The 19,433-nt window shown below is 68.7% G+C and carries 14 protein-coding genes and 1 pseudogene; 3 read left to right on the forward strand and 12 right to left on the reverse strand.

The features are described from left to right. Nucleotides 1–385 precede the first annotated feature (385 nt). The 5 genes and pseudogenes from smc to map all read right to left on the reverse strand — a co-directional run bounded on the left by smc (nucleotide 386) and on the right by map (nucleotide 10,322). On the reverse strand, nucleotides 386–4,036 hold the full coding sequence (gene smc, locus FGL98_RS22500) for a chromosome segregation protein SMC (RefSeq protein ID WP_146320734.1): 3,651 nt from the start codon (nucleotides 4,034–4,036) through the stop codon (nucleotides 386–388). 104 nt (nucleotides 4,037–4,140) lie between these two features. Beyond that, nucleotides 4,141–5,889, reverse strand: a complete 1,749-nt coding sequence (locus FGL98_RS22505; protein ID WP_146320736.1) for an MFS transporter — start codon at nucleotides 5,887–5,889, stop codon at nucleotides 4,141–4,143. Then, nucleotides 5,886–9,212, reverse strand: coding sequence for an ATP-binding protein (locus FGL98_RS22510; protein ID WP_246136702.1), 3,327 nt, complete (start codon nucleotides 9,210–9,212; stop codon nucleotides 5,886–5,888). The genes FGL98_RS22505 and FGL98_RS22510 overlap by 4 nt, the downstream gene beginning before the upstream one ends. Nucleotides 9,213–9,314: 102 nt before the next feature. Continuing rightward, a pseudogene (locus FGL98_RS27275) lies at nucleotides 9,315–9,446 on the reverse strand (double zinc ribbon domain-containing protein); the annotation flags it as partial. Nucleotides 9,447–9,554: 108 nt separating this feature from the next. Next, nucleotides 9,555–10,322 (reverse strand): type I methionyl aminopeptidase, encoded by a 768-nt coding sequence (map, locus tag FGL98_RS22515; RefSeq protein WP_146320740.1) that lies wholly within the window; start codon nucleotides 10,320–10,322, stop codon nucleotides 9,555–9,557. A gap of 197 nt (nucleotides 10,323–10,519) precedes the next feature. On the opposite strand from map, the gene FGL98_RS22520 reads away from it, so the two are divergent. Further along, nucleotides 10,520–11,878 carry a right-handed parallel beta-helix repeat-containing protein gene (locus tag FGL98_RS22520; RefSeq protein WP_146320742.1) on the forward strand — a complete coding sequence of 453 codons (1,359 nt, stop codon included), beginning with the start codon at nucleotides 10,520–10,522 and terminating at the stop codon, nucleotides 11,876–11,878. A gap of 107 nt (nucleotides 11,879–11,985) precedes the next feature. Further along, the gene (locus tag FGL98_RS22525) at nucleotides 11,986–12,996 is read left to right on the forward strand and encodes a cation diffusion facilitator family transporter (protein ID WP_222432350.1); all 1,011 of its coding nucleotides are present in this window, start codon (nucleotides 11,986–11,988) and stop codon (nucleotides 12,994–12,996) included. Here the strand turns inward: FGL98_RS22525 and FGL98_RS27280 are convergent. Then, nucleotides 12,947–13,297, reverse strand: a complete 351-nt coding sequence (locus tag FGL98_RS27280; protein ID WP_186526330.1) for a response regulator transcription factor — start codon at nucleotides 13,295–13,297, stop codon at nucleotides 12,947–12,949. The two genes, FGL98_RS22525 and FGL98_RS27280, sit on opposite strands and share 50 nt — an antisense overlap. A 317-nt stretch (nucleotides 13,298–13,614) precedes the next feature. Next, nucleotides 13,615–15,531: a M3 family metallopeptidase gene (locus FGL98_RS22535; protein ID WP_246136703.1), complete on the reverse strand. Its 1,917-nt coding sequence runs from the start codon at nucleotides 15,529–15,531 to the stop codon at nucleotides 13,615–13,617. A gap of 129 nt (nucleotides 15,532–15,660) precedes the next feature. On the opposite strand from FGL98_RS22535, the gene FGL98_RS22540 reads away from it, so the two are divergent. Continuing rightward, nucleotides 15,661–16,368 carry a hypothetical protein gene (locus tag FGL98_RS22540; RefSeq protein WP_146320746.1) on the forward strand — a complete coding sequence of 236 codons (708 nt, stop codon included), beginning with the start codon at nucleotides 15,661–15,663 and terminating at the stop codon, nucleotides 16,366–16,368. On the opposite strand, the gene mutM is transcribed toward FGL98_RS22540, so the two are convergent. The 5 genes from mutM to coaD form a co-directional block, all read right to left on the reverse strand. Further along, nucleotides 16,319–17,218, reverse strand: a complete 900-nt coding sequence (mutM, locus tag FGL98_RS22545; RefSeq protein ID WP_146320748.1) for a bifunctional DNA-formamidopyrimidine glycosylase/DNA-(apurinic or apyrimidinic site) lyase — start codon at nucleotides 17,216–17,218, stop codon at nucleotides 16,319–16,321. The genes FGL98_RS22540 and mutM overlap by 50 nt on opposite strands. Beyond that, nucleotides 17,211–18,011 (reverse strand): ribonuclease III, encoded by an 801-nt coding sequence (gene rnc / locus FGL98_RS22550; protein ID WP_146320750.1) that lies wholly within the window; start codon nucleotides 18,009–18,011, stop codon nucleotides 17,211–17,213. The genes mutM and rnc overlap by 8 nt, the downstream gene beginning before the upstream one ends. A gap of 16 nt (nucleotides 18,012–18,027) precedes the next feature. Next, complete coding sequence (gene rpmF / locus FGL98_RS22555) at nucleotides 18,028–18,222, reverse strand: 50S ribosomal protein L32 (RefSeq protein ID WP_146320752.1); 195 nt, start codon at nucleotides 18,220–18,222, stop codon at nucleotides 18,028–18,030. A gap of 1 nt (nucleotide 18,223) precedes the next feature. Further along, entirely contained in the window at nucleotides 18,224–18,814 is a 591-nt protein-coding gene (locus tag FGL98_RS22560) for a YceD family protein (protein WP_246136704.1), read from the reverse strand. A 97-nt stretch (nucleotides 18,815–18,911) separates the two neighbouring features. Next, nucleotides 18,912–19,412, reverse strand: coding sequence for a pantetheine-phosphate adenylyltransferase (gene coaD, locus FGL98_RS22565; RefSeq protein WP_146320754.1), 501 nt, complete (start codon nucleotides 19,410–19,412; stop codon nucleotides 18,912–18,914). Nucleotides 19,413–19,433: the final 21 nt, after the last annotated feature.

The following is a 19,433-nucleotide window of genomic DNA, read 5'->3' on the forward strand; positions in this document are numbered from 1 at the left end:
AACTCCGAGCTACGCGCCGTGGCCGAGGTATACGCCGCCGCCGACGCGAAGGGCAAGTTCGTTGCCGACTTCGTCACCGCGTGGACCAAGGTGATGGAACTCGGCCGCTACTGACCGACACCACCGAACGCCCCCGACCACTGATACGGCCGGGGGCGTTCGCCTCAGCCAGGCACCGAAGCGGAGTACGTTTTGGGCCATCGGCGGTGATCATGACTGACCTCGAACCGGCATCACCTGTGCTAGGCAGTGGTTTGAGGCGTCGTTACAGCGTGGCTTGTGTAGGCGCACGAGTTCTCGCGTGTCGCCCGACAGTCGCAGGCCACGACCTGCCCGCGCGACCTCCCAGACCCGCCGAGTTGTACGGGTTGTCGGCGCATGCCGGTCAGAGGATGGCAGGCTCGGGCTCTGCAACTGGCGTCGCGCCGTCCGGCGTCTCGGCGGTGTCCTGCCGATCCCGGGGAGACCTGGCGCTCTCTGGCGTCACGTCGCGCAGCCGCTGGGAGACCACGGTGGTCACCCCATCGCCACGCATCGACACGCCATACAGTGCGTCCGCAACCTCCATCGTGCGCTTCTGGTGGGTGATGACGATGAGCTGGCTGGAGGCTCGCAGCTCCTCGAAGAGGGTGATCAGCCGGCCCAGGTTCGCGTCGTCCAGCGCCGCCTCGACCTCGTCCATGATGTAGAACGGGCTCGGGCGGGCCTTGAAGATCGAGACCAGCAGGGCCACCGCCACCAGAGAACGCTCGCCGCCGGACAGCAGCGACAGCCTCTTGATCTTCTTGCCGGGGGGCCGCGCCTCGACCTCGATGCCGGTGGTGAGCATGTCACTCGGGTCGGTGAGCACGAGGCGTCCTTCGCCGCCGGGGAAGAGCCGGTCGAAGACGCCCTCGAACTCGCGTGCAGTGTCGGCGAATGCCTCGGCGAAGACCCGCTCGACCCGCTGATCCACCTCGGCAACGATGTCGAGCAGATCCTTCTTGGAGGACTTTAGGTCCTCCAACTGCTCCACCAGGAACTTGTGCCGCTCCTCCAGTGCTGAATACTCCTCCAGCGCCAGCGGATTGACCTTGCCGAGCTGACCCAGCTTGCGCTCCGCAGACCGCAGGCGCTTCTCCTGCGCCTCCCGCACGAACGCCACCGGCTCCGGAAGGTCGTCGGGGTCGTCGTCCGGGCCCGGGACCGGAGGGATCAGCTGGTGCGGGCCGAACTCCTCGATCAGCACGTCCGGCTCGATGCCGTGCTCCTCGACGGCCTTGCCCTGCAGCGTCTCGATCCGCAGCCGCTGCTGGGTCCGCGCCACCTCGTCACGATGCACCGTGTCGGTCAGCGCCCGCAGCTCATCGCTCACCTCGTTGACCTTGGCGCGCTCCGCACTCAGCGCCTTGTCCAGCTGCCCTCGCACCTGCTCGGCGTCGCCGCGACGTGCCGTCGCGATCTCCAACAGCCCCGTCACGACAGACACGGTGCGGTCGGCGCCCCGCCGAACCGCTGCCGCAGTGGCCGCCTCACGGGCTCGACGCTCCCGGCGAGCTCTCGCCTTCTCCCGCGCTTCGATCTCCGATCGCGCCGCTGCCTCAAGCGACTCGGCGCGACCTGCCAGCGAACGGGCGCGTTCCTCACGGGTGCGCAAGGTGAGCCGCAGCTCGGTCTCCTTGCTACGTGCAGCCGCACCCTCGACGGCGAGCCGGTCCCGTTCGTCGGTGGTCGGCTCGTCATCTCCGGGCTGCTCCTGGGCGTCCTGCAAGCGCTCTTCCAGCTGCTCGAGCTCGGTGCGGCCAGTCTCGAGAGCCTCGGCCGCCGTGCCGCGTGCCTTCGCGATGCGCTCCCGCTCGGCCTTCGCGCCATGCAGTACCTGCCCGAGCTGGCCAAGCTGCTCGGCCACCGCGGCCATTCGAGCATCCGACTCGTTGAGTCGGACCAGCGCGGTCTCGACCTCTTCGGTCAGCTCGGCAACGCGCGCCGTGATCTGCTCCGCGGCGAACCGCGCCCGCTGACCGCGCTGAGCGGCGTCCTCCACCTTCTCCCGGGTCTCATCGACCGCGGACTGGATCTCCAGCATGCTCGGCGCAGCCGCCGAGCCACCGCGCACGTAGCCCGCGGCAAAGACGTCGCCGTCCATGGTTACGGCGGTGACTCGGTGGCCTTCCGCTACCAGTGACTTGGCGGCGTCAACGCTGCCAACCAGGGCGACCCGCTCAAGCAGCTGGTCCACCGCCGGTCGGAGCCGGTCGCCCGTCGTCACCACCGACCGTGCCCATCTGGCACCCGCCGGCAGCGTCGGCCAGCCCGTGTCGGACTCGGGCCGGGCCGTGCTGCCTACGAGCAGACCTGCCCGGCCGGCGTCGTCCTCCCGCAGCCGGCCCAGGGCGTCCGCGGCCGCGTCCAGGTCATCCACCACGACAGCGTCCGCGGCCCAGCCCAGGGCCGCCGCCACTGCGGTCTCGTATCCGCTCTCGACACCGACCAGCTCGGACACCGAGCCGTGCAGGTGGTGAGTGTCCTTGTCTTCCAGCAGGTGCGCCGCGCCGTCCTTGCGACGCAGGCCGAGCTCGAGTGCCTCCAGCCTGGCCTGCAGTCCCGTGCGATCGCTGTCCGCGGCCCTCTCGGACTCCCGCGAGCGCTCAAGCTCCTCCGTGGCCGAGGTCAGGCGAGCATCGGCGTCCTCGTATGCCGCGTCGAGGCTCTCCTCCCCGGCTTCGTCATCGGCGATGCTCGACTCGAGGGCTGTGAACTCGCGCTCGGCGCGCGTGATGCGGTCGGCAATCTCCTGGGCACTGGACTCCAGCCGGCCAAGCTCCGACTCCCCCGCCTCCAGCCGGCTGCGCCGTGCACCGACCTGACCTTCCAGCTTGGCGAGGCCCTCTCGACGGTCCGCAGCGGCGCGCGCCAGACGGGTGAGCCGCTGCTGCTCGGCCTGATGCGCCTGCTCGAGGTCGGCCCGGCGCTCGATGGCTTCCTCGAGTGCCGCCGCGGCTGCGGTGATCTCGTCCTTCAGGCCCTGGTGCTGGGTGCGGGCAGCGGCCGCTTGCTGACGCAGCTGCTCAGGATCGCGGGACGAGCTGGTCTTCTCCTGGTCGTCGTCCTCGGACAGCAGCCGGACCCGCTCCGCCGCCAGGCTGCCGGTGGCCCGCACCCGCTCCCGCAACGACGACAGGGCGAACCACTGCTCCTGGGCCCTGGTCAGCGCGGGCGCCGCGGCCGCGGCCTCCTGCTCCAACCGCTCCAGTCGCGCACGGGCCTCGGCGAGCGAAGCCTCAACCATCCGTTGCTGCTCCAGCAGCGCCGACTCGTCGGCGATCTCCTGCTCGAGAGTGCTGGTCAGCTGAGCCAGGTCGTCCGCAAGCAGCCGTAGTCGGGCATCGCGCACATCGGACTGGATGGTGGCGGCCTTACGTGCGGTCTCGGCCTGCCGGCCGAGCGGCCCCAGCTGCCGCCGGATCTCGGCTGTGAGGTCGCCAACCCGGTTGAGGTTGGTCTCCATCGCATCGAGCTTGCGGATGGCGCGTTCTTTGCGCTTGCGGTGCTTGAGGACACCGGCGGCTTCCTCGATGAACCCGCGGCGCTCCTCGGGGCTCGCGCGCAGCACGGCATCCAGCTGGCCCTGACCCACGATGACGTGCATCTCCCGGCCGATGCCGGAGTCGGAGAGCAGCTCCTGCACATCGAGCAGCCGGCAACTGGTGCCATTGATGGCATACTCCGAACCGCCGTTGCGGAACATCGTGCGGCTGATCGTCACCTCGGAGTAGTCGATCGGCAGCGCGCCGTCGGTGTTGTCGATCGTCAGCGTCACCTCGGCCCGGCCGAGGGGCGCACGCCCCGGCGTCCCGGCAAAGATGACGTCCTCCATCTTGCCGCCACGCAGCGTCTTGGCGCCCTGCTCGCCCATGACCCAGGCCAGCGCGTCGACGACGTTGGACTTGCCGGAGCCGTTCGGGCCGACGATGCAGGTGATGCCCGGCTCCAACTTCATCGAGGTCGCCGAGGCGAAGGACTTGAAGCCCTTCAGGGTCATGCTCTTGACATACACGAGCGGACCGACTCCTCAAGACTGGCGACGACAACGGGGTCACTCTACCGGCGGCCTGCGCCATTTCGCGGTCCAACCCACCCGACGCAGCTATCCCAGCCCGCTCAGATCGTGGGGATCCGCTTGGAGATCAGCGCATCGAACCGGCTGCCGACCTCGTCGTTGCCGGTGATCGCCTCGACGAAGTCGGACGGCTGCAGCGCCAGCAGGATGGTCGGCTCGGTCGTGGTCACCGTCGCCGTCCGTGGCACGTCCCGGATCAGAGCGATCTCGCCGAAGCCCTCATCAGCGCCCTCGACGGACAGCTGACGGCCTTGATAGGTCGCCTCGACTCTGCCGGACTCGATGACGTAGTAGGGACCTGCGGGGTCACCCTCGCGGATGACCGCGACCCCGGCGGGCAGCTCCTGACGCTCCAGCAGGGAGGCGATCCGTTCCAGCTTCTTGGGGTCGAGTGGCGCGAACAGGGGCACGCGCCGCAGCACTGCCAACCCGGCCGGCTCGCGCATCGCCCCGTCGATCCGCTTGAGGGCCGGCAGGAGGGGCAGCGTGCCCACGGTCACCAACGCGGCGATCACCGTGATCCCCCAGCGAAGTCCGACCACATGGATCAGCACGGGCATGATCAGACCGCCGACCGCCATGGTGGCGATCAGCAGACTCTCCATCGCCCCGAACACTCGCCCCAGCACAGCGTCGGGCACCAGGCGTTGCAGGATCGTCGTCGCGTTGACGTCGACGACCGGATTGGCACCGCCCATCACCAGCATTGCCGCGAACATCGGCCACATGCTCGGCCAGATCGCGATCATGACCAGCGGCAGACCCCACAGGATCACCCCGATCCCGAAGTCGCCGGCCAACCTGCCCCGAGGCGCCAGCATGATCGCCAAGAAGCCGCCCACGATGGCGCCGATGCCGCTGACCGAGTCGATCAAGCCGACCCCGTTGGCTCCCGAGCTGAGGAACTGCGAGGCCATGACAACGACATAGACTGCGGATGCGCCCGCGACGACGGTCTGCAGGCAGTAGATGATGATGACGATGCGGACGTCTCGTAGCGACCAGATGGCCCGGAATCCGGCTGACACCTCGGCCCGGAAGCCTGGCCCGGATGCGTCGTCGGCATCGTCTCCGCCCGTGTCCATGACTCCGGGCTCTCCCGGGCCACCGGTGGCCTTCGGACGATGCGGCATCCGGATCCGCAGGACGAACGTGATCGACCAGGCAAACGACACGGCGTCGACCAGCGCCACGACGGGCACGCTGGTGAAGGCCAGCAGGAACGCACCCAGCGCCGGCCCGACGAAGATGGCGACGCTCTCGAAGGTGCTGGCGACTCCGTTGGTGGCAGTGAGCTCACCAGGTGTCTGCGCCACCTGCGGGATCAACGCCGCCTGGGCCGGCCGGAACGGCGATCCGGTCAGGGAGGTCACCGTGGCGACGACAAAGACACTCAACGCCGGTGCGCCCTGCCAGATGAGAGCCCCGGTCACCAGAATCAGGATGAGCGACGACAGGTCGGAGCCGATCATCACCATCCTGCGCGGCAGCCGGTCGGCCAGCGTCGCGGTGAACGGTGAAGCGACCGACATCAGGACCCAGCGGACCACCACCCACACACCGACGGCAGTGGCGCCCCCGAAGTCGAAGGCCCAGACCGTGATCGCCGTCGCGTAGGCCCAGGTGCCGATCAGTGAGCCGAGGAACGCCAGGTTGACTCGCCGCAGTCCCGGGTTGCCGAAGACCGTCGCGATCGACGTGCCTGTCTCCCGGATGGCACCGCGGACCAGGTGCATGGGCGGGGGTGCCTGGGAGATCGGAGTGTCGTCCGCGGTCGGTGCCTCGCTCATCGGTGTCGGCTTTCGAGAGGGTCGGATTCGCGCTCGGCGAGTGGGAGGTCGGTGGTGGCCGCCAGCCAGCCCGCCGCACCGAGCGCGCGGTAGGTGGCGCGGGCAGCCGCCAGCGGCTCACCGACTTCGTCGGTGCGGCCGACTGAGTGCAACAACCGCGCCAGAACTTCTTGCGTGCGGGCCCGAAGTGGTGGCGCGCCGCACTGCTCGAACCCGGCGATCGCCGCCCGCAGGTCCGCCTCGGCGGACTCGAGGTCGCCGCCTCCGGCGACGGCGACCAGGCCGCGCAGTCGCTTCAGCAGCGCGGACAGCAGGGGTCGCTGCAGGCCGGGCGGCAGGCCGGCGACCGGCTCGAGCAGCTGCCGCGCGACGTCGAGCTCGCCAGCCTCGACGGCGATCTCGACGGCGGGCGGCCAGATCAGCGCGAAGTCCTCGAGGACACCCAGCGTCTCGAACGCTACGGCCACCGCCTCCTGGCCGGCCGCCACCGACTCCGTGAGCCGCCCTGCCAGTTGCAGCTCGATCATCCGCAGGTGTGCAAACCAGTAGCGGTCCTGCGCGATCTCACTGTGCCGATCAGGCAGCGGCGCCGGGCTGGACGCTCGTCCGCGCGGCAGGGTGAGCCACAACGACTGCGAGCGCTGCATCGCATAGTCACCCGGCCGTGTGGCCGCCGGTTCGGGCAGAGTCCGGTCGAACTCGTCCCACCGCCCGGCCAGGAACAGCAGGCTGCACCGATTACTCACGGAGTTCTGGATTGTGCCGACATTGCCGCTGCGGGCTGCGACGGTGACGACTTCATTGAAGGTTTCGAGAGCCTGACGGGCATCTTCGTAGAGCTGTCCCATGGCAATGCCGCCGAGCGCGACGGCAAGGGAACCCGGGTCGTCAACCGCCCGCGCGAGCCGGACGGCTTCCCACGCCAAGGCCTCGGCGACACGTCCAGCGCCACTGGACCTGTAGTAACTACATAACGTCATGACGGTCCGGGCCAGGTGCCGCGGGTCACCGAGAGACTCCGCGATGGCGTTGGCCTTGTCCAGATAGGGCAGCGCCTCGGTGAAGTGACCATCGAAAAGGTGGAATGTACCCAAATTTCGCCCCAGCTCACAGAGCTCCCCGGTCTGCGCCTGTGGGTTGCCCACCAGTTGATCCCAGTAGGGTCCGGCCCGCTCGTAGGCGCGGGCCGGGTCGCCTGCAAGGCCGTCGGCCCGCGCCAGCCACCGCACGGCCCCGACGGCGGCGGCGGTGTCACCGCAGTCGTCGTAGAACTCCAGGGCGGCACCTGCGTGCGATCGCATTGCCTCCAGGTCATCGCGTTCGCTGGCGGCGGCAGCAGCGGCCACGTGCAGGCGGGCGCGCCTCGTCGAGTCTCCGGTCAGGTCGATGGCAGACTCGAGGTAGTTCAGCGCCTCGAGCGGGGAGCCGAGGCCCCGTGCTCGATCAGCTGCGCGGTCCAGCAGGGTCGCGGCTCGCTCGGTGAGCTCGCTGCCGTCGGTGTCACCGGGCGCCGACGCGCCGATGGCGTCGAGCAGATGCTGGGCGATCACGGGCGCGTTCTCATCCGCACGATCCGGGTCGGACAGCAGGTGGTCTGCGACCATCAGATGGCGTGCCTTGCGGTCGCGCCGCGACAGCGTGTCGTAGGCAACCTGGCAGACCACCGACTGCACGAACCGATAGCTGCCTCTCTCGCCGCTGAACCGCTCGGTCTCAACGGCCAGGATCTGCTTGTGCACCAGTGACCGGAGCACGTCGTCGAGATCGACGGTGTCGATCTCGAGCGACAGTATGCCGGCCCGGTTGAAGGTCTGCCCGAGCACGCTGGCCGCGGACACGAGCCGCCTCTCAGGCACCGAGAGGCCGTCCAGGCGGGCGGTGACCAGCGCCTGCAGGGTGGCCGGCGCACCCATTGAGGCCAGCTTCTCGCCGGCCGACTCCGCCAGAACATAACGGCCGCCGCGGGGCAGCACCAGGTCCTGGTCGATCAGTGCCCGGACCGTCTCCACTGCGAACAACGGAATCCCCGCCGCACGCTCCACGAGGGTGACGCGCACCTCGTCGGGCAGTTCCTCGACGAGCGAGTCGAGCAGGTCGGCCATCTGCCCTTCTGCCAGCGGTTCGAGATGCAGCACCGAGGTGCGAGCCATCGTGGCGAGCCGCGGTCGGGCCTCCACCAGACCCGGCCGGGTCAGGGCGAGCACGAAGATGCCGAACCGGGCGGTGGACAGCAGGTGGTCGAAGAAGTCCAGCAGACCCTCGTCCGCGTGCTGCGCGTCGTCGATGACGAGCACCACCGGCTCCCCATCACCGACCCGCTCCAGGAACGTCGTCCACGCGACGAACAGGTCTCCGCGCTGATAGTCGCCGTCGGTGCCGCCCTCGACGCCGAGCAGCACGGCCAGCCTGGGGCGCAACCAGGAGCGTTCCTGCTCATCGGGGATCAGGTCGGCCAGCGAGGCATCCAGACGTTCGGCGACGATGTGGCCCGCGTCGGCGTCCACCAGACCGATGCGGGGCCGGATGGCGTTCGCCAGCGCCGAGAAGGTCACCCCATCGCCATACGGCAGGCACCGGCCCTGGTGCCACGCGACGTCTCGGGACAGGCCGTCGACATACTTGAAGAACTCCCAGGCGAGCCGCGACTTGCCGACTCCCGCCTCTCCCTCGGCCAGCACCAGGGACGGCAGTCGCGCCTCCTCCGCGGAGTGGAAGAGCTCCTTCAGCAGGCGCAGCTCCCGGTCCCGGCCGACGCAGGCAGCAGCCAACCCGTCCATCCGCGCGGCACCTCCCAAGGACCCGATGACGGCGTGCACGGCAAACAGCCGCACCGGTCTCGACTTGCCCTTCAGCTCGTGCTCACCGGCATCGGTGTAGTCGATCGCGGCGGCGGTCAGGGACCGGGTCGTGTCATCGACCCAGACCTGCCCCGGGTGGGCGACGGACTGCACTCTCGAGGCGGTGTTGACGGCGTCCCCGGCCACCATCCCCTCGCCGACCGCGCCGAGGGTGACGGCGACCTCGCCGGTCACCAGACCCACCCTGATCCTCAGAGCCGAGACGCCGGTCTCCTCACCCAGTGCCTCGATCATCTCGACCAGGTCGAGGCCGGCCCGCACCGCTCTCTCCGCATCGTCGCCGTGCGAGGTGGGCACCCCCCAGACGGCCATCACGGCGTCACCGATGAACTTCTCGATGGTCCCCCCGTAGCGCTCGACTGCGGTGCGGGCGCCTGCGAAGTAGCGGCTGAGGAGCTCGCGGACATCCTCCGAGTCGCGACTCTCCGACAACTCGGTGAACCCGACCAGGTCGGCGAACAGCACTGTCGTGACGCGGCGCTCAGCAACTGCAGTCGGCGCAGGTGCCGGGGATGCCCCCGCCTCGCCGTGGGCATCCGGGGCAATCAGTGATGCCCCGCACTCCGCGCAGAATCGACCCGTACCGACAGGGGCGCCACACGCGGTACAGGTGGGTGAACTCAGCCGCTCACCGCACTCGGCACAGAACTTGCCGGATCCGGTGACCGGGGCCCCACAATGGGAGCAGAAGAGGCCCACGCACAGAACCTAGCAACGTCGCGGCACGATCACGCCGGAAAGGTTCTTTTTTGCACCATCCCACTTGAAGGTGCCTTCCCACCGTACGAACGCGGGCGAGGCGCACGCTCAGTCGCGGGCGGTGAAGACCACCGGTTCGCCGTCCGTGATGGCGATCGTGTGCTCGGAGTGCGCGCCGCGTGAACCGTCGGCGCTGCGCAGCGTCCAGCCGTCCGGGTCCGTGAAGATCCGGTCCGTGCCACGCATCAGCCACGGCTCGATCGCGATGACCAGTCCTGGCTGCAGCCGCAGTCCACGCCCCTTGCGTCCGTCATTGGCTACGTGCGGGTCACCGTGCATCTCACGGCCGACTCCGTGCCCGCCGAACTGGGTGTTCACGGCGTACCCCGCCGCTCGCGACACCTCGCCGATCGCCGCGGAGATGTCGCCGAGCTTGTTGCCCGCGCGAGCCTGCTCGATGCCGGCGGCCAGAGCCTGTTGCGTCGTCTCGATGAGCCGTAGATCCTCCTCGCGGGGTGTGCCCACAACGACCGAGAGCGCCGAGTCCGACACCCAACCGTCCACGGCCACGGCAAAGTCGACGGACAGCAGGTCGCCGTCCTTCAGCCGGTAGTCGTGCGGCAGCCCGTGCAGCACCGCGTCGTTGACGCTGGTGCACAGCACCTTGCCGAACGGGCTCGCGCCGAAGCTCGGGTGGTAGTCGATGTAGCAGGACGTGGCACCCGCGTCCCGGATCATCTGATGCGCCAGCGCATCCAGATCCAGCAGATTCACCCCGACCTCCGCGGCGTGCTCCAGCGCCGTCAGCACGGATGCGACGAATCGGCCGGCCGGACGCATCGCCTCGACCTCCGCGGGGGTCTTGATCTCGATCACCCGCCCACCGTATGCCGCGTGCTCGGGTCTGCGTCCGGCAGTCCACGCAGCAGAATCCCGGAACCCGTAGAACTTCCGAAGGACTCTGGCCGCTTCGGACTCTAGCGTCGAAACTATGGCCGCCTGCAGCAGCCCAGCACGGTACGTGGCCCACTGCCGGAACCGCCCTCCGAACAACCGAAGGAGTATCGATCATCATGGCATCCACGCGATTCACAACGACAGCCCGGAGGCGAGCACTGGCGATCGGAGCAGCCGGCGCCCTCGCCTACGGCCTCGGCGGTGCCATGGCCGAGACGGCCTCGGCTGCTCCGGTCACAACAGTGCGCTGTCCCAGCCAGAGCCTGCAAGCCGCGATCAACTCGGCGCCGCCGGGCTCGACCCTGCTCATCACCGGGACCTGCAGGGGCAGGTTCACCGTCGGCAAGAACCTGAACCTCTTCGGCATCGGCGCAACCCTCGACGGCAACGATGCCGGGGCCACCGTCACGGTCACCGCAGCGGTGCAGGTGTGGCTCGCCGGCGTGACCATCACGGGAGGCAACAACCCCAGCACCCTTGGTGGCGGCATCAGCAATACAGCGGGCGGCACGCTGGTGGTGACCGCCTCTCGACTGCGCGGCAACACGGCCTGGGAGGGTGCCGCTGTCGCGAACGGACCCGGTGGCATGCTCGACATCAGCGGGTCGCAGGTAGATGGCAACACGGCGAGCGGCGGTGGCGCGATCTTCAACGACGGCACAATGCACGTGACCCTCACCACGGTCCAGGACAATGCCACCGGCACGGGGTCGGTTGCAGGCGGTGTCTACAACTTTGGCACCGCGACACTGACCGCCTCGACCGTCGAGCGCAACACGGCGAGCAACTACGGCGGCGGCATCTACAACGGCGGAACGCTGCGCCTCGTTGCCTCCGACGTCGAGCACAACGCCGCGGGCAGTGGCGGCGGCGGCATATCGAACTATGGGACGCTCACCCTGTCGGATACCACGGTGTCGCACAACACCACGCCCGCCTCGGGCGGCGGCATTGTGAACCAAGGCTCGGCGACGGTGTCCGGGTCGGCCGTGGCCGATAACACGGCGAGCAGCGGGGGCGGCATCTTCACCGTCGACAACACCTCGGTGACCACCGTGAGGCACAGCACCATCTCCGGCAACACCGCAAGCACCGGCGGAGACGGCGGCGGAGGGCTCTTCGTCGACGGCGGCACACTGCGGCTTACGGACTCCCACGTGCGCGGCAACACCGCGTATGCGGGCGACGGCGGCGGTGGCATCCTCAACGAAACCACGCTCATCCTGACCCGCACCTCGGTGACGGACAACCACGCGCGTAACGGCGGCGCGGGCGTCGCGATCGGCGGTGGGATTGTCAACTACGGCACCGCCACGCTCACCGACTCCACCGTCGCGCACAACGTGGCGGACACCGCGGGCGGTGGCATTGACGACTACGACTATGGCCCAGTGACCCTCACCCGCACGGCGGTGGAGCACAACACCCCGAACAACTGCATGCCGCTCGGCTCCGTCCCGGGCTGCACCGGCTGACCGGCGAGGCCGTGACGCCCTTGCTCCGACCACGCGGCATACCAACGAGAGGTGCAAGAGTCCGAGGGAGCCCGTCACGAGGTGCCCGCGACCGTAGGGTGGAGCCCGTGACCGAGACGAGCGACCCCGACTCCACACCCCCGACCGAAGTCTCCGAGGGCGAGAGCACCCTCACGGTCATCATCGCGTTCGTCGCGAATGCCCTGATCGCCATCGCGAAGACGGTGGCGGCGCTGTTGACCGGTTCGGCATCCATGGTCGCGGAGGCCGCCCACTCCTGGGCAGACACCGGCAACGAGATCTTCCTGCTGATCGCCGAGAAGCGTGGGGCCAAACCACGCGACCAGAACCACCCGCGCGGCTACGGCCGCGAGACCTATGTCTGGTCCATGTTTGCCGCGGTCGGGTTGTTCACCGCCGGAGCCGTGGTGTCGGTGCTGCACGGTGTCCAGCAGATCGGTGCGACCGAAGAGTCCCCCGACTACCTGCTGAACTACGCCGTCCTGGCGGTCGCGTTCGTCCTTGAGGGCACGTCGTTCCGGCAGGCTCTGAAGCAGGCACGCGGGGGCGCGGCGCGCTTCGAGCTGCACCCGCTGACCTTCATCAGCCAGACCTCCAACACCACGCTGCGCGCGGTATTCCTCGAGGACTTCGCGGCCCTGATCGGGCTCATCCTCGCCGCAATCGCTGTGGCCCTGCATGAGATCACCGGGGCCGCGGTCTGGGATGCGCTGGGTTCCATCGCCGTCGGCCTGCTGCTCGCGGTCGTCGCGATCTTCCTGATCAACCGCAACCGTGAGTTCCTCGTCGGCCAGTCGGCCTCACCGACCCTGCGGGCGAAGACCCTGGCCTCCCTGCTGGAGCACCCGGAGATCGAGCGCATCACCTATCTGCACCTCGAGTTCGTCGGGCCGATGAAATATTTCGTCGTCGCCGCCGTCGACCTGGTCGGCAACGACGACGAATCACACCTCGCGGTCCGATTGCGCCGGCTCGAGTCCGAGATCGAGCAGCACGACGCCATCGAGGACATCGTGCTGACTCTGTCCACCCCGAGCGAACCGAGTCTCACCCTGCCGGGGTCGTCACCCTCCGACCGCGGCAGCGACGGCTCCTGACGCTCGCAGCGCCGAGCCGTCGCTGCTCAGGCCAGTGGCAGCAACACGTCGACCCCACACAACCACCGGGTGTGGGGTCGACCTCGAACGTCCCGCCCAGTTCCGCGGTCCGTTCACGCATCGAGGTGCGACCGACCTCGGACCGCCCGGCCACCTCAAGCTTGGTGAAAGTGCTCGTCAGATAATTGCTCACGGTCTTCGGCGACAGGTGGAGTGCCGCCGCGATCGTTCTCGTCCGCTCCCCCGACGCCACGTGCTCCAGGATGTCTCGCTCGCGGTCGGTCAGCTGCGGGAACAGCACCGGTCCGCGGGCCGAGTCCGCCGGGAAGAAGTCCAGGACCTGCGCGACGACGCCCGGCCCGAATACGAGCTGCCCCGCGGCGACGGAACAGATCGTCGCGACGATCTCGTCCTGGCTCGCACCCTCCTCAAGGCACTCGTCGGACTCGTCACCCTCGCAGCGATGTTTGCCTGCGTGCTGATGCTCTCACCGAGTCGCGGGCGCACACGGGTCGGATACCAGCCATGGCCGCCTCGGGGCCAGGCTGATGCCAGCTCTCGGGCTGCGGCGGGAGCTCGTCACCCCCGATGGGTTCCCGTCGCCCGGCCCGCGAGGAGCTATTCGGCCAGCCAAGCCGCATAGGCGTCGAAGGTGTAGGGCCGGCCGAGGAAGTCGGCGACAAGGTCGGCTGCATCGTCGGATCCGCCTGGCGCGAGGACCTTGTCGCGATATCGGCTGGCCACCTCCGGGTCGAACAGGTTGGCGTGGTCGAACGCGCTGAACATGTCCTTGGCGATGACCAGCGACCACATGTAGGTGTAGTAGCCCGAGCTGTATCCGTCCAGGTGCCCGAACGCACACTGGAAGTGGGTGTCCTCGATGTAGGGGAATACCGAGTACTTCTGCTGGGTCTCCCGCACCGCCTGTGTCAGGTCGTCGGGCTTGGATCGGTGGATGCCGAGCGACAGCGCCGCGTAGAACATCTGGGTGCGGGCATGGAACCCCTTGCCGAAGTCGTCCGCCTTGCGCATCCGATCCACCAGATCGGGCGGAATCGTGTGGCCGTCCGCATCGCTCGCAAAGGTGGCCAGGATGTCGGCATCCCAGGCCCACTCCTCCAGCATCTGGCTCGGCGCCTCGACGAAGTCCCACTCGGTGGCCACCCCCGAGAAGCGCACCCACTGCTGGTCACCGCCTACCACGTGGTGGATCAGGTGACCGAACTCGTGGAAGAGGGTCACGACCTCGCCGTGCTCCATCAGCCCCTTGCTGAAGTTGCACACCAGCACGCCCTCGGGCAGCTGTCGGCCGCGCACCCCTGAGGCCAGGACGAACTGCGCCGCGTGCTTGTACTTCCCCTCACGCGGGTGCAGGTCGAGGTAGATCCGGCCGATGCGCTCATCGCCCTGCAGGACGTCGTACGCCGTGACGTCGCCATGCCAGAGCGTCGCATCGTCGACACGCCGCCAGGTCAGCCCGAAGAGCCGGCCCGTCACCTCGAGCAGCCCCTGGCGGACCTTCTCGAAGGCGAAGAACGTCCGCGTCAGCTGCGCGTCGACGGCGTAGTCCTCCTTGCGCACCACCTCCGAGTAGTAGGTCAGGTCGGCCGCGTCGATGTCGGTGGCCTCCGGCACATCCTGCCGTCGTCGCGCCACCAGGACGGCCTTGTCCCGTTGCGCGCTGCCGGCCGCCGCGGCACTGATCTGGTCGATGAACTCAGCGATGGCGCCGCCGTCACCGATCATCTTGACCTCGGCGTCATAGTCGGCCCAGCTGTCGTATCCGAGCAGCGAGGCGTGCTCGGCGCGCAGCCCGAGCAACCGCTGGAGGACCTCGTCGCCCTGTGGCCAGGCGATGTTGAGCCGCTCGTGGGTCATCGCGCGACGGGTGGACGCCACCGAGCAGTAGGTCATCAGTGGTATCGAGTCCGGATAGTCGGTCGTCACGGTGACCAGTCCGCCCTGATCGGGCTCGTGCGCGCTCATCCAGTCATCCGGCATACCGGCCAGGTCCTCGCGCCGCACCCGGATGGATCGCGCGCCCTCGCGGATGAACTTGGCGAACTCCTGGCTGGCCAGCAGCTCCGCCTGCGCCAGGTCGCGCAGGCGCTCGCGGGTTTGCTCGTCCCGGTCCACGCCCGAGCGGTGGAAGTCCCGCAGAATGCGCTCCAGCAGCCGGCTCGAGTCCGGGTCCAGGCCGGTGCCGTCGACGGCGGTGACGACCTCGTAGATGTCGCGGTCGAGGCCCAGGTCAGTGCTGAACGCGTCGATGCGCTGCATCGCCTGGTCAGCGGCGTCACGGACCGCGCCGTCGGGGTTGGTCTCGGCATACACCGATGCGGCAGCAGCGGCATTGCCCAGCGCGACCTCGATGTCGTTCCAGGCGTGCAGGGCCTCCAGCGAATCGGTGGGTCGCTGAGCCTTGAAGCCGGCCACGAGGTCACGGGCGCGCTCCAGCTCGCCGTCGCATCGGGTGGCGATCCACGCGAGGGTCGCAGCGGCATCGGGCAGGTTCTGTGGTTCGAGTTTCGTCACGCGGACGAGGCTACTGGCCGGCTGCGACATCGGCGACTCAGTTGCGCAGCACGGGCGATTCGCACTCGGCCACCGCGCAGGAGGGTGCGGTAGCCTCCCGCTCCGAGCCGAGGATTCGGGGGCGCACCGATGCTGACCGCTCACCAAGCCCTGGAGATGGCAGCGACCGAGGTCGTCGACCTAGGCACCGTCACCGCCCGCGAGTGGGAGACCTACGGGCTGGAGTCGCCCCTTCAGCACGAAGTGGTTCCCGGGTCGATGGCTGCGCAATGGCCGCTCGGAGCGGTGCTCTTCCGCCAGCTGGACCTGCCTCCCCTGCTCGTGCTGGTCAGCCACACCGGGCGCGACCGCAAAAGGCGCATCCGTCGAGAACGTCAGGCCTTCGTCATCCGGCCGGGCATCGTGCGCGTCAAGGAGACCCTCGACCACCATCGCACCTGGCACCTATGGGTCGGCCCACTCCACCACTTCCTGGCCTCCGCGCTGCACGAGGCATCGACCCTGGACCCCGACCGCAAGGGCATCTGCCACGGCCGCCTCCTGTCCAGCGTCATCTACCGCTGGAAACCCGTGGAGCCCACGCCCTTCGTGGCACCACGCACGGGTCTGATCCCGAATCTGGCTCCCATCAGTCTCGGCGAGGATCGGATCATCGAGGACCTTCTCCTGCGAACCGCCGTCGACGACCTACGCACCGACGTCACCCAGCACCAGTCACCCACCGCCGGACAACCACCCATCCTGAACGCCACTGCTGCCGACATCACCCGGCACGTCTCGGGCTTCTTCACCCGCCACTGGCCCGACGGGGTCGCCGCTGACACGTCGGGCAGCTGAAGGACGACCGGTTCATGAATGCCTCGCGCCGCATCAGCGTGCCACAACGCCGGCACGGAAGGCCCTGTCGCCCATACGCATTCAGCGACCGCTCGAAATACCCGCTCGCGCCGTTGACGTTGACGTAGAGCGCGTCGAAGCTGGTGCCGCCCTGGTCGAGCGCCTCCACCATCACCTCGTGCGCGTGGTCCAGCACCTCGCGGAGCGTTCGGGACGGCAGCTTGTCGGTGGCGCGCTCACCGTGCACCCGTGCGCGCCAGAGCGCCTCGTCGGCATAGATGTTGCCGATCCCCGAGACGAGCGACTGGTCGAGCAGTGCGCGCTTGATCTGGGTATGCCGTCTGCGCATCGCCCGCACGACCCCCGCCTGGTCGAACGCGGCCTCCAGCGGATCGGGCGCAATGTGCGCCACGACAGCAGGCACCTCGCCCGGCGCGAACCGGTCCGGCACCAGATCGGTCAGCTGCAGGCCGCCGAATGTGCGCTGGTCGACAAAACGCAGCTGCCGTCGGACGCCGTGGTCCTGCGACAGTGGATCCGCGCCGAGGTCGAAGACCGCGTGGCAGTGCTTCTCCAATGGCGCGTCGTTCGGTTCGACCAGCAGTTGGCCGCTCATGCCGAGATGCAGGACCAGCGCCTCATCGGATGAGAGCACCAGCCAAAGATACTTACCGCGGCGGCGGGCGGACAGGGCCGTTGTGCCGCGCAGCCGGTCGGTCAGATCCTGCGGGCCGGGGAGGTGCCGCCGGGCGACCCGTATACCGCTGAGCGTGACCTCGTCGAGGCGATGACCGACCACGTGGCCCTGCAGGCCGCGGCGCACCACCTCGACCTCGGGCAGCTCAGGCACCGGCAGAGGCCTCCGGGGTGCCCGACTCGTCGCTTCGTCCCGTCGGTGTGCCGGCCGCGTCCGCTCGCACCTTGAGCGTGCGCCAGGCCGTCTCGGCGGCTCGCTGCTCGGCCGCCTTCTTGTTGCGTCCCTCGCCGGTCCCGAGCTCCTCGCCCGAGATGACCGCGATGGCGGTGAAGACCTTGTCGTGGTCCGGACCGATCTCGGTGACCTGATAGTCCGGGACGCTGAGTCCGCTGACGGACGCGATCTCCTGCAGCGACGTCTTCCAGTCGAGGCCGGCGCCGAGTTCGGCGGCCTGCTCCATCATCGGGTCCAGCAGATGGTGGACAAACCTGCCCGCCGCCTCGATGCCGCCACAGAGGTAGACCGCCCCGATCACTGCCTCCGTCGTGTCGGCCAGGATCGAGTCCTTGTCGCGACCTCCGGTCGTCAGCTCACCGTGTCCGAGCAGCACGAACTTGCCCAGATCCAGCTCGCGGGCCACGGTCGCCAGGGCACGCGAGTTGACGACGGCGGCCCGAAACTTCGCCAACTGCCCTTCGGGCAGGTCGGGATGGGCGCGAAACAGCGTGTCGGTGACGACCACGCCGAGCACCGCGTCGCCGAGGAACTCCTGGCGCTCGTTGTGCGGAATCCCGCCGTTCTCGTAGGCGTAGGACCGATGTGTCAGGGCACGCCGAAGCTGCGGCTCGTCGATGGCGGCCCCGGACAGATCCGCGAGGATCGTGGCGAGGTCGGCGACGGGCCGCTGATCAGCCGGCTGACGAGCAGATCGCTTGGCGGCGCTCACGTCAGGTGCGCTGGCCTCAGGCCTGGTGCTCGGTGCGCTCCGCGGTCACGTAGTGGCGACCGTTGTAGGTGCCGCACGACGGGCAGGCCATGTGCGACTGCTTCGGCGCGCTGCACTGCGGGCACGTGTGGAGTGCAACCGGGGTTGCCTTCCAGTTCGCACGGCGCGAGCGGGTGTTGGAGCGCGACATCTTCCGCTTCGGGACAGCCACGTCAGTTCCTTCTCTCGTCGGTATCGGGGTCGGTGCCGGCCAGTTCGGCCAGTGCCGACCACCGTGGGTCGATCACTTCATGATGATGGTCCGGGTCGTCCGCGAGATGCGCTCCACATTCGGAGCACAGTCCCGGGCAGTCGTCCCGGCACACCGGCTTGAACGGTAGTGCAGGCACCACCGCGTCACGCAGCACGGGCTCGAGGTCGGCGTAGTCGTCCTCGAGCTCGTACAGGTCTTCATTGTCGTCGGCCGCCACCTGATGGTGGTGGGCCGCCCGGTCGGTGTAGGCGAACAGCTCCTGAAACGGCACGTCCAGCCGGACGTGCACGGGCTCCAGGCACCGCACGCAGGCACCGGTCGCCGTGGCCGTCACCGAGCCGGATACCAAGACACCCTCCATGACCGACTCCATCCGCAGGTCCAGCTCGAGTGGCTGGCCCTCCGGTATGCCGATCACCTCGGTGCCGAAGTCCTTCGGAGCCGGAGCACTGCGAGAGCTCTCCACCATCTGGCCGGGGCGGCGACCGAGCTCCTTGGTATCAAGGACGAGCGGGCGTCGTGGGTCAGGCTGCATGGTGTAGGTGGTCATCCAAAGGTTGATTCGACTCGGCCAGGTCGCGACAACGAAGGCCGAGTGCCAAGGTTACCGAAGATCGGGCCATGACCCAAAACGGCGCTCGCCCGAATCACGACCCGCCTTCCCGCAGGCGCTGGGTGAGCGGCTGCAACACGGCTTCGGGCACCATCGCGGCGACGTCCCCGCCGTAGCCCGCAATCTGCCGGATCAACGAGCTGGAGTAGTGCGAAAGGGCCGGGTCCGCCGGCAGGAAGACGGTCTCGACCCCCGTCATCTCGCGGTTCATGAGGGCCATCGGCAGCTCGTAGCCGTAGTCGACCTCTCCCCGGATCCCCTTGAGGATGACGCCGGCGTCGACCTCACGGCATACGTCGACGATCAGACGTGCCCCGAAGGACGCCGCCCGCACGCCCGTCAGGTGGCTGGTCGCCTGCCGGATCAGCTCGACCCGCTCGTCGTGGCTGAACGTGTCGCGCTTGTCCGGGTTGCCCAGCACGGCGACGACCACCTCGTCATACAGCGCACTGGCACGGGTGATGACGTCCACGTGACCCATCGTGATGGGGTCGTAAGACCCCGGGCACACACACCGACGAGGGTTCCCAGTCATGTGCCGACCCTAGCGGCCGGC

It is taken from the genome of Leekyejoonella antrihumi (assembly GCF_007845645.1).
GTDB classification, from domain to species: domain Bacteria; phylum Actinomycetota; class Actinomycetes; order Actinomycetales; family Dermatophilaceae; genus Leekyejoonella; species Leekyejoonella antrihumi.

Excerpts from the sequence above, each read along its gene's own strand:
- FGL98_RS22505 (WP_146320736.1), bottom strand. The coding sequence starts at position 5,889 with ATGAGCGAGGCACCGACCGCGGACGACACTCCGATCTCCCAGGCACCC.
- FGL98_RS22520 (WP_146320742.1), top strand. The coding sequence starts at position 10,520 with ATGGCATCCACGCGATTCACAACGACAGCCCGGAGGCGAGCACTGGCG.
- FGL98_RS22540 (WP_146320746.1), top strand. The coding sequence starts at position 15,661 with ATGCTGACCGCTCACCAAGCCCTGGAGATGGCAGCGACCGAGGTCGTC.
- FGL98_RS22560 (WP_246136704.1), bottom strand. The coding sequence starts at position 18,814 with ATGACCACCTACACCATGCAGCCTGACCCACGACGCCCGCTCGTCCTT.
- coaD (WP_146320754.1), bottom strand. The coding sequence starts at position 19,412 with ATGACTGGGAACCCTCGTCGGTGTGTGTGCCCGGGGTCTTACGACCCC.